The following is a 9,580-nucleotide window of genomic DNA, read 5'->3' on the forward strand; positions in this document are numbered from 1 at the left end:
AAGCCAGAAAGGTACGGCGGAAAGGCGCTCGCATCGGTGAAATTCCTCAGAGTAAAAAAGCGCGCCATCTTAGCCCGCTGAATCTAAAGGAATAACTATAGTCTCTGGATAAAAAAAAGCGGTGACTGCGTTAACAATCACCGCCTTTATGATGAATGCGCTGCGATTATTGCCAGCCGTAACGGCGCACGAACCAGCCTTTCACGCACTGCGTCAGCACCATGTAGCCCGCCAGAATCGCGATAAGCCACGGGAAGTAACTCAGCGGCAGCGCCTGCAATTGCAGGAACCCGGCGACCGGCGAGTAGATCAGCGCGATACCGGTGACCACCACCATCAGCGTCATGATGCACAGCGGCCAGGAGGCGCGGCTCTGAATAAACGGCACTTTGCGGGTGCGGATCATATGCACAATCAGCGTCTGCGACAGCAACCCTTCAATGAACCAGCCGGACTGGAACAGGGTCTGCGCTTCCACCGTATTGGCTTTGAACACCCACCACATCAGGCTGAAGGTCAGGATGTCGAATACGGAGCTGATCGGACCGAAGAACACCATAAAGCGGCCAATATCCCCGGCGTTCCAGCGCTGTGGCTTAGCCAGCTGTTCTTCGTCCACGTTATCAAACGGGATCGCCACCTGTGACACATCGTAAATCAGGTTCTGAATCAGCAGATGCAGCGGCAACATCGGCAGAAATGGCAGGAAGGCGCTGGCCACCAGCACGCTGAACACGTTACCGAAGTTGGAACTGGCGGTCATTTTGATGTATTTCAGCATGTTGGCGAAAGTTCTGCGCCCTTCCGTCACGCCCTGCTCCAGCACCATCAGGCTTTTTTCCAGCAGGATAATATCAGCCGCCTCTTTGGCGATATCCACCGCAGAATCCACGGAAATTCCGATGTCCGCCGCACGCAGCGCCGGGGCATCGTTAATGCCGTCGCCCATAAACCCGACCACATGCCCTTCGCCGCGCAGCACGCGCACAATGCGTTCTTTATGCATCGGCGTCAGTTTGGCAAATACCGTGGTTTCGCGGGCAACGCGCAGAAGCTCTGCATCATCAAGAGCGTCGATATCGCTGCCGATCACCACGTTATCGGCCTGTAAACCGACATCTTTGCAGACTTTGCGTGCTACCAGCGGGTTATCGCCGGTGAGGATTTTCACCGTCACGCCTTTACGTTGCAGGGCGTCCAGCGCCGGTGCGGTGCTCTCTTTTGGCGGATCGAGGAACGCAATGTAACCGGCGAGAATCAGGCTGGATTCATCCGGCACCGCGTAACCCTGCGTGCGGGCAGGCATCACTTTATGCGCCACGGCGACCACGCGCAGCCCCTGCTGGTTGAGGTCATCCGTAATGCGGCGGATGCGCGACAGCAGCACATCGGTCAGCGGCACAATCTCACCGTTGAGCTGCACCAGCGTACAAATCGACAGCATTTCCTCGAGCGCGCCTTTGCAGATCAGGCGGTGATTCTGGTCGTTTTCAGCCACCACCACAGACATACGGCGGCGGTCAAAATCGAACGGAATTTCGTCCACTTTCAGCGAGCTATGGCCCTGATGCGGATCGCCGGCGTCCAGCACCGCCACGTCCAGCAGATTTTTCAGGCCGGTCTGATAATGGCTGTTCAGCCACGCCAGATGCAGCACGTCGTCGCTGGTCACGCCGAGCACATCGGTGTGGCGCTCGAGCACGATTTTATCCTGCGTCAGCGTGCCGGTTTTATCGGTGCAGAGAATGTCCATTGCGCCGAAGTTCTGGATGGCGTCCAGACGTTTGACGATCACTTTCTGGCGCGAGAGTTTGACCGCGCCTTTCGCCAGCGTCGAGGTGACAATCATCGGCAGCATTTCCGGCGTAAGGCCGACCGCCACTGAAAGCGCAAACAGCGCCGCTTCCCACCAGTCGCCTTTGGTGTAGCCGTTGATCACCAGCACCACCGGCGTCATCACCATCATAAAGCGGATCAGCAGCCAGCTGACTTTGCTGATCCCGGCCTGGAAGGCGTTAGGCTGGGTGTCTTCCTGCACCACGCGCTCGGCGAGCTGGCCGAACCAGGTTTTGCTGCCGGTGGCAATCACCATCGCAATCGCCGTGCCGCTGACCACGTTGGTGCCCATAAAGCACAGGGTGTTCAGTTCGAGCGGATCGGCGGCAACCGGCGTTTTCTCGCAGGCATGTTTTTCCACCGGCAGGGATTCACCGGTCAGCGCTGCCTGGCTGATAAACAAATCTTTGGCGGAGAGAATGCGCAAATCTGCCGGGATCATATCCCCCGCAGAAAGCTTGATCAGATCGCCCGGCACCAGCTGGCTGATCGCGATTTCCACCGTTTCACTGCGCCCGGTTTGCGCGTCACTGCGCAGCACCGTGGCGGTGTTGCTGACCATGGCTTTCAGCGCATCGGCGGCTTTATTGGAGCGGGCTTCCTGAATGAAATGCATGAAGGTGGAAATAAACACCATCGCGCCGATCACCAGCGCTGCCGTCAGATCGTCGGTGGCGTAAGACACCAGCCCGAGCACGGTCAGCAGCAGGTTGAACGGATTGCGGTAGCAGTGCCACAGGTGCAGCCACCACGGCGCAGGTTGCTGATCGCCGGTCTGATTGAGGCCGGAAACGTCGCGGATAGACTCGGCCTCCTGCGCGGTCAGCCCTTCCGGATGGCTGGCAAATTGCAGGTAGAGCTGGTCTTCCGTTGCCCGGGCACAGGCCTGACAATGGGCGGACATCGCCGCAGGGATCGCCTGCGACGCACGGGCTGGCACGTTTTCCAGCATCGGATCGCGGCGGACTAAACGGCGCGGTAAATTACGGCTGAGCGCATTGAGCAGCCGGGAAGTGAGATTTTTGAACATCATTCGCACCTTTGTTGCACCCACGGCGAAGCCGCCATGAGCGTGGCAAAAGGGTTGTTAAAAACAGGGCGAACGAAAAGACGTGCGCCACTGCCTGCCAGGTAACGTCACGGCAAGCAGCAGCGAAAATGCGGGTGCTTACCGGATCACAACGGACCTACTGAATTGGGGTCGGGTTCCATGGGTTTTCACCTCCGGTAAGGAACGGTCTGGAAATTCATACGCATCAGGCAGGAAAATCCGTTAGGGTATCGATTCGATATTGCGAAGCGTCGATATTTGAGCGGATCATACGCTCACCAACTACAACCGTTTTTAAACCTGAGCATTTTTAGCTAAAAAAATCACCATGCAAAATCGCCTGACTATTAATGATATTGCCCGCCTGAGCGGCGTCGGAAAATCCACGGTTTCCCGCGTTTTAAATAACGAAGGCAACGTCAGCCCGCAAACCCGTGAACGGGTATTACAGGTGATTGAACAGCAGCATTTCAGCCCGTCGAAATCGGCGCGGGCCATGCGCGGGTTCAGCGATAAAATTGTGGCGATCATCGTGTCGCGTCTCGATTCGCCGTCAGAAAACCTGGCGGTGCGCGCCATGCTGCCGCTGTTTTATCAGCAGGGTTACGATCCGATCGTGCTGGAAAGTCAGTTCAGCGCCGAACGCGTTAAAGAACATTTGCAGGTGCTGAAACAGCGCAACATCGACGGCGTGGTGCTGTTTGGTTTCACCGGCTTATCCGCGCAGATGCTGACGCCGTGGCAGGATAAAATGGTGATACTGGCGCGCGATATGCCGGGGCTGTCCTCTGTCTGTTATGACGATGCCGGCGCGGTACAGCTTTTGATGCAAAAGTTGCTGGCACAGAACCTGCGCCGCATCGGCTTTATCGGCGTCTCCCCGCAGGACACCACCACCGGCCAGCGGCGCAGCGCGGCCTATCAGGCATTTTGTCAGGCGCACGGTCTGACGCCGCACGTGGCGCTGGGCGAGCTCACCTATCAGAGCGGCTTCGACCTGATCCCGCAGTTGCTGGAAAATGACATTCAGGCCGTGGTATGTGCCTCGGACACTATCGCCATCGGTGCACAGAAATACCTGCAACAGCAGCAAATCCGCGACGTGCAGGTCTGCGGGATCGGCAACAACCCGCTGCTGCATTTCCTTTTCCCTGAATCTTATTCGGTGGAACTCGGTTACGGCGCGGGCGGTGAAGCGGCGGCAACGCAACTGCTGGCTCAGCTTGGCGGTTCCGCGACCGTGCAGCAGCTGATTATTCCCGGAAAACTCTCCGCCTGACCGGCCTTCCCGCCAGATAAAAACAGAAACTTTGTGATCGTCCCGGCAAAACCGGGAACGTTCCCGGACAAGTTCCCACCGCCTTCGCTATGCTTGAACCCTACCCTACACCCTTACGCTAAATCACAGGCCACATCTCATGAGCAAAGTTAAGCAACAGGATGTTGATCAGCTGATCGCCCTCGTTGGCGGCAGCGACAATATCGCGATGGTGACTCACTGCATTACGCGTCTTCGTTTTGTCCTCAATGATCCGTCCAAAGCCGACCCGAAAGGCCTCGAAGCCCTGCCGATGGTGAAAGGTTGCTTCACCAACGCCGGTCAGTTCCAGGTGGTGATCGGGCCGGAAGTGGATGATTACTATAAAGTCCTGATCGCCAGCACCGGGAAAAGTGCGGCCGGAAAAGAACAGGCGAAAGTCGCCGCCCGCCAGAATATGAGCTGGTTTGAGCGCAGCATTTCTCACTTCGCGGAAATCTTCTTCCCGCTGTTACCGGCGCTGATCAGCGGCGGTTTGATCCTCGGTTTCCGCAACGTTATCGGTGAAATCCCGATGAGCGGCGGCCAGACGCTGGCGCAGATGCATCCGCTGTGGCAGTCGATTTATGACTTCCTGTGGCTGCTCGGCGAAGCGGTGTTTATGTTCCTGCCGGTGGCGGTCTGCTGGTCGACGGTCAAAAAAATGGGCGGGACGGAAATCCTCGGTATCGTGCTCGGCATCACGCTGGTGTCGCCGCAGTTAATGAACTCCTACAACCTCGGGCAGCAAATTCCTGAAGTGTGGAATTTCGGCTGGTTCACCATCGAAAAAGTCGGTTATCAGGCGCAGGTGATTCCTTCCGTTCTCGCCGGTATGGCGCTGGCGATGATCGAAAATGGCCTCAAGCGCATCATCCCGAATTACCTGTATCTGGTGATTGTGCCCGTCACTTCACTGATTATTGCCGTGTTCCTGGCACACACGCTGATCGGGCCGTTTGGTCGCATGATCGGCGACGGCGTGGCCTTCGCGGTGAAATTCGTCATGACAGGCAGCCTCGCACCAGTCGGTGCCGCACTGTTTGGTTTCCTCTACGCACCGCTGGTCATTACCGGCGTGCATCAGACGACGCTCGCCATCGACATGCAGATGGTGCAAAGCACCGGCGGCACCCCGGTCTGGCCGCTGATCGCCCTGTCTAACATTGCGCAAGCGGCTGCGGTCGTCGGCGTGATTATCGTCAGCCGTAAACATAACGAGCGTGAGATTTCCGTGCCTGCGGCGATTTCCGCCTTCCTCGGCGTGACCGAACCGGCGATGTACGGCATCAACCTGAAATACCGCTTCCCGATGCTGTGCGCGATGATCGGCTCGGCCTTAGCTGGCCTTATCTGCGGCCTGTTCCACGTCACGGCCAATGGCATTGGCGTCGGCGGGTTGCCGGGCATTTTGTCCATCAAACCGCAGTTCTGGAGCATCTATGCACTGGCGACGCTGGTGGCGATTGTGGTACCGATTATCCTGACCGTGCTGGTTTATCAGCGTAAAGCCCGCCGTGGCGAACTGGCAGTGGTGTAAGACTTTCAAGAAGGAAAATGGAATGAATAGCGAATTGCCGTGGTGGAAAAACGGCGTGATTTACCAGATTTATCCAAAGAGTTTTCAGGACACCACGGGCAGCGGCACCGGTGATATCAACGGCATCACCCGGCGTCTGGATTACCTGAAAACGCTGGGCGTTGATGCCCTGTGGCTGACGCCGATGTACCTCTCGCCGCAAATTGATAATGGCTACGACGTGGCCGATTACTGCGCGATTGACCCGGCTTACGGCACGCTGGAAGATTTCGAGCGGCTGACCGCAGAGGCACATCAGCGCGGAATGCGCATCGTGATGGACATGGTGTTTAACCACACCTCGATCCACCACGAATGGTTCCGCCAGTCGCAGGATCCGGGCAGCACCTTCCGCCCGTTCTATGTCTGGCGTGACGGCGCTGCCGAAGGCGGGCCGCCAAACAACTGGCGCTCCAAATTCGGTGGCGGCGCCTGGCAGTGGCATGAAAACAGCGGCCAGTATTATCTGCACCTGTTCGCGACCGAACAGGCCGATCTCAACTGGGAATATCCGCCGGTGCGCGAGGCACTGAAAAAAGTCTGTCATTTCTGGGCGGACAAAGGCGTCGACGGACTGCGGCTGGACGTGATTAATCTGGTCTCGAAACAGCAGGATTTCCCCGCTGACGACACAGGTGATGGCCGCCGTTTTTACACCGACGGCCCGCGTATTCATGAGTTCCTGCAGGAATTCAGCCGCGACGTGTTCAAACCGCTCGGGCTGATGACGGTCGGCGAAATGTCTTCCACTCAGCTCGAACACTGCCGCCGTTACGCCGCCAACGACGGCAGTGAACTGTCGATGACCTTTAACTTCCATCACCTGAAAGTCGATTACCCCAACGGCGAGAAGTGGACCGACGCGCCGCCGGATTTCATCCAGCTCAAGCAGATTTTCCGCGAATGGCAGCAGGGAATGCACGGCCACGCCTGGAATGCGCTGTTCTGGTGTAACCACGATCAGCCGCGCATCGTGTCGCGCTTTGGCGATGAAGGCGCACTGCGCACGACGTCCGCCAAAATGCTGGCGATGGTGCTGCACGGGTTGCAGGGCACGCCGTATATCTATCAGGGCGAAGAAATCGGCATGACCAATCCGGGCTTTAAACATCTCGAGCAATACCGCGATGTGGAAAGCCTGAATATGTTTGCCGAGCTGAAGTCTGACGGGCGCAGCAACGAAGAACTGCTGCGCATTCTGGCGAAGAAATCACGGGATAACAGCCGCACGCCGATGCAGTGGAACGCCGGAGAACAGGCAGGCTTCACCACCGGCACGCCGTGGATTTCCGTCAGCCACAACGCGCAGGAAATTAATACCGAACAGGCGCTGGCGGATAAAAACTCGGTGTTTTATCTCTATCAGCAACTGATCGGCCTGCGCAAAACTTTGCCGGTGCTGACGGACGGCGATTATCAGGACTTGCTGCCGGAGCATCCGCAACTCTGGTGCTATACGCGTACCGCAGGCGGTAAAACCCTGCGCGTGGTGGCCAACCTGAGCGCGCAGGATCAGGCGCTGGATCTCACGGAATGCACCGGCGAAACGCTGCTGAGTAATTACGACACCTCCGCCACTTCCGGCATCCTTCGTCCTTACGAATGCCTCTGGCAACTCGCCATATAGTCTGAATTTTCTGTTCTGTCGGGTCAGTCACACGCGTGGCTGACCCGTTTGTTTTTTATGCATCTCCTTAAAAAACAACAGGCAAAAATGAGGCCAGAATTTACATTTGGTCATCAATTCTTCCGCTGAAAAAATTCTTTGTTTCAGGTCAATAAAACGAGAATTAACGCTCGCGCGAATCCTACATCTAGTGTGTATAGTACACACCCAACCCAATATATAGCGTTTACCTGTAAAACCCGCACAACAGGCCTTCAGGCCTTGTGGGGCGCGGGATGCGCAAAAAAGGAGTGTCATTGTGAAGGCAGACAGACTGGAATCCGTTCCCGCTAATACGAAGAAAATGCAACCCATCGTGATTAAGCGGGATGGTTGTCAGGTCCCTTTCGATGAAGTTCTGATCAAACAAGCGGTGCAACGCGCGGCGGCGGCTGCCGGTATCGACAGCATTGGTTATTGCGAACAGGTCGCCCGCGTTGTTGCTGAAAATCTGCAAGACCAGGCACGCGTCGATATCCACGAAATTCAGGATGCGGTTGAAAACCAGCTGATGGCGGGGCCGTATAAAAAACTGGCGCGTGCTTACATTGAATACCGCCACGACCGCGACGTGAAACGTGAAATGCGCGGGCGCCTGAACCAAGAAATCCGGGGTCTGGTTGAGCAAAGCAATATGGCGCTGCTCAACGAGAACGCCAACAAAGACAGCAAAGTCATCCCGACCCAGCGCGATCTGCTGGCCGGTATTGTGGCGAAGCACTACGCCAAACAACATATTTTACCGCGTGAAGTGGTGCTGGCGCACGAGCGCGGCGAAATCCACTATCATGACCTCGATTACTCGCCGTTCTTCCCGATGTTTAACTGCATGCTGATTGACCTGAAAGGCATGCTGAATCACGGTTTCAAAATGGGCAATGCGGAAATTGATACGCCTAAGTCGATTTCCACCGCCACCGCCGTCACCGCGCAGATTATCGCGCAGGTCGCCAGCCACATTTACGGCGGCACCACCATTAATCGTATTGATGAAGTGCTGGCACCGTTCGTCACCGCCAGTTTCAACAAACATCGCCAGACCGCCGAAGAGTGGCAGATTGCCGATGTCGAAGCCTTTGCCCACAACCGCACCGAGAAAGAGTGTTATGACGCCTTCCAGTCGCTGGAATATGAAGTCAACACACTGCACACCGCCAACGGTCAGACGCCGTTTGTTACCTTCGGTTTCGGGCTGGGTACGACGTGGGAATCCCGCCTGATCCAGCAATCTATTTTGCGTAACCGTATTGCGGGGCTTGGCAAAAACCGCAAAACCGCCGTGTTCCCGAAACTGGTCTTTGCCATCCGCGACGGCCTGAATCATAAAGCCGGTGACGCCAATTACGACATCAAGCAACTGGCGCTGGAATGCGCCAGCAAGCGCATGTATCCGGATATCCTCAATTACGATCAGGTGGTGAAAGTCACCGGATCCTTCAAAACGCCGATGGGCTGCCGCAGTTTCCTGGGCGTTTATGAAGAAAATGGCGAGATGATCCACGAAGGCCGCAACAATATCGGCGTAATTAGCCTGAACCTGCCGCGCATCGCGCTGGAAGCGAAACGCGACGAAGCCGCGTTCTGGGCGCTGCTCGACGAGCGTCTGCTGCTGGCGAAAAAAGCGCTGATGACGCGCATTGCCCGCCTCGAAGGCATCAAAGCCCGCGTGGCGCCCATCCTGTACATGGAAGGGGCGTGCGGCGTGCGTCTGAAAGCCGACGACGATATCTCCGGTATCTTCAAAAATGGCCGCGCATCGATTTCACTGGGTTACATCGGCGTGCATGAAACCATCAACGCGCTGTTCGGTGACGAGACTCATGTCTTCGACGCCAGCCAGTTGCGCGAAAAAGCCGAGGCGATTGTTGCCCGACTGAAAGCCGCCACCGAGAGCTGGAAAGATGAAACCGGCTACGGTTTCAGCCTGTACAGCACGCCGAGCGAAAACCTGTGCGACCGCTTCTGCCGTCTGGATGCAGCCGAGTTCGGGCTGGTGGCCGGGGTCACTGATAAGGGTTATTACACCAACAGCTTCCATCTGGACGTCGAGAAGAAAGTGAATCCGTACGAAAAACTCGACTTCGAAGCGCCGTACCCGCCACTGAGCAACGGCGGTTTCATCTGCTATGGCGAATACCCGAACCTGCAGCA

At 56.7% G+C, this 9,580-nt stretch carries 5 protein-coding genes; 4 read left to right on the plus strand and 1 reads right to left on the minus strand.

The window, feature by feature from the left end:
- Positions 1–166: 166 nt before the first annotated feature.
- Positions 167–2,869, minus strand: a complete 2,703-nt coding sequence (gene mgtA, locus ED901_RS13850) for a magnesium-translocating P-type ATPase (protein ID WP_122096257.1) — start codon at positions 2,867–2,869, stop codon at positions 167–169.
- A 346-nt stretch (positions 2,870–3,215) separates the two neighbouring features.
- On the opposite strand from mgtA, the gene treR reads away from it, so the two are divergent.
- The 4 genes from treR to nrdD form a co-directional block, all read left to right on the plus strand.
- Positions 3,216–4,166, plus strand: a complete 951-nt coding sequence (treR, locus tag ED901_RS13855; RefSeq protein ID WP_056782401.1) for a trehalose operon repressor TreR — start codon at positions 3,216–3,218, stop codon at positions 4,164–4,166.
- Between the two features lie 139 nt (positions 4,167–4,305).
- The gene (gene treB / locus ED901_RS13860) at positions 4,306–5,724 is read left to right on the plus strand and encodes a PTS trehalose transporter subunit IIBC (RefSeq protein WP_122096258.1); all 1,419 of its coding nucleotides are present in this window, start codon (positions 4,306–4,308) and stop codon (positions 5,722–5,724) included.
- A gap of 22 nt (positions 5,725–5,746) precedes the next feature.
- Positions 5,747–7,390 carry an alpha,alpha-phosphotrehalase gene (treC, locus tag ED901_RS13865; protein ID WP_122096259.1) on the plus strand — a complete coding sequence of 548 codons (1,644 nt, stop codon included), beginning with the start codon at positions 5,747–5,749 and terminating at the stop codon, positions 7,388–7,390.
- Between the two features lie 343 nt (positions 7,391–7,733).
- The coding region (gene nrdD / locus ED901_RS13870) for an anaerobic ribonucleoside-triphosphate reductase (RefSeq protein WP_122096260.1) at positions 7,734–9,580 on the plus strand (1,847 nt) is incomplete at its 3' end.

Source organism: Rahnella sp. Larv3_ips, assembly GCF_003697865.1.
Taxonomy (GTDB): Bacteria; Pseudomonadota; Gammaproteobacteria; order Enterobacterales; family Enterobacteriaceae; genus Rahnella; species Rahnella rivi.